This window comes from Acidovorax sp. LjRoot204, from assembly GCF_056175785.1.
This window is the reverse complement of record NZ_JBGFFF010000355.1, coordinates 1-1,219: the sequence shown is the minus strand read 5'-3', so window position 1 is coordinate 1,219 and position 1,219 is coordinate 1. Positions and strand designations below refer to the sequence as shown.

The 1,219-nt window shown below is 59.6% G+C and carries 2 protein-coding genes; both read left to right on the top strand.

Annotation, left to right across the window (positions count from 1 at the left end):
* Positions 1 to 128 precede the first annotated feature (128 nt).
* Positions 129 to 422, top strand: coding sequence for a hypothetical protein (locus tag AC04MI_RS25335; RefSeq protein ID WP_436001165.1), 294 nt, complete (start codon positions 129 to 131; stop codon positions 420 to 422).
* 245 nt (positions 423 to 667) lie between these two features.
* A partial coding sequence (locus AC04MI_RS25330) for a hypothetical protein (RefSeq protein WP_476499067.1) occupies positions 668 to 1,219 on the top strand: 552 nt, incomplete at its 3' end.

Below are 1,219 nucleotides of genomic sequence, written 5' to 3'. Positions count from 1 at the left end.
GCCCTCATAGGCCAGTAGGAGCGTGGTGTGCTGGGTCATGGCGGCGGCGTGGTGTGGAAACTTTCGTTAGCGTATCATGCTTATTGACAGCGCCTGCAGGGCGTTTCCCGATCATCGCCGAGGGCGACATGGACAAAGACCAAGTGGTTTTAGGCGGCCTGAGCGTACTGTGCGTGGGCTTGATTACCGGCCTTTTCTTCCTTTCCGGCAAGAACCAGGATCAGTGGGAGGCTTTCGCTGCCGAGCACAACTGCAAGCTGATCGAGCACAGGAAGGGTGACGTACTGGTCACCACCGCGGTGACCGCCATTCCCCCCAGCAAGACCATTCCAAGCGGCGGGGTCGCTGCGACCCCGATCGTTGCGACAACGCCGAGCAAGCGCGCCTTCAAGTGCGATGACGGCGTKACGTACTGGCGCTAAGAACTCCCTCTGTGGGCGGCCGCGGTGCGCTCGCCTGAGCAGTAGACAACGAAGCATGCCGAGCGCATGCTATCCCCAGCGGTACGACCTGTTACCGCGCCGCCCGCAAGGGCGAAGCCGCCTCGACGGCATCGGGTGTTCACCAGATCCACGCTTTACGTACTACGCAACCCTGACCTGTGCGTCGGTGTCGTTGCGAACAGCGGGCATTCGTACCACCTTCCAACCACAATTCAGGAGTCACCATGTCGCGTGAGCGCATCAAGCGCGAGGCTAAGCGCCTCCAGAAGCTATTGCCTTCGTTCTTCAAGGACCACACCGCCCCATACCCGCTATCGGCGTGTCAGGAGCTGGCGGCACAAGCGGCCGGCTATCAGAACCTTCACTCAGTGCCAGAAGGTTCGGCTGGGGGTGAGGATGCAGCGAAAGTCCGGGAGGACAGGGAAGCACTCATGCTGCAACTCGACATTGCAGTGGCTTCGGCGGTGAGCAAGGGTGTTGTTCCCTGGGCCGACGTCGATTGGGATTCGTGGCTAACACTTGTCGACATTCATGACGACATCACCAATCGAACTGGCGACATGTTCGCTTACCCCGCGCTCGTGTCGAACATCGCAATGAGGCTCCACGTCAACCCGCTGGATCTCTATGCTCTGCAGGCGGCGGTTGATATGCATGAGTTCCCCTCGCATACCGCTGCCGAACAGTATGTGGCCAGAATGCTGGGGCACGTGATTGAGTGCGTCGCGGCGTTTGATGAAGTTGATTCTGATGACGTGGATGTCATTGAAGAGGTC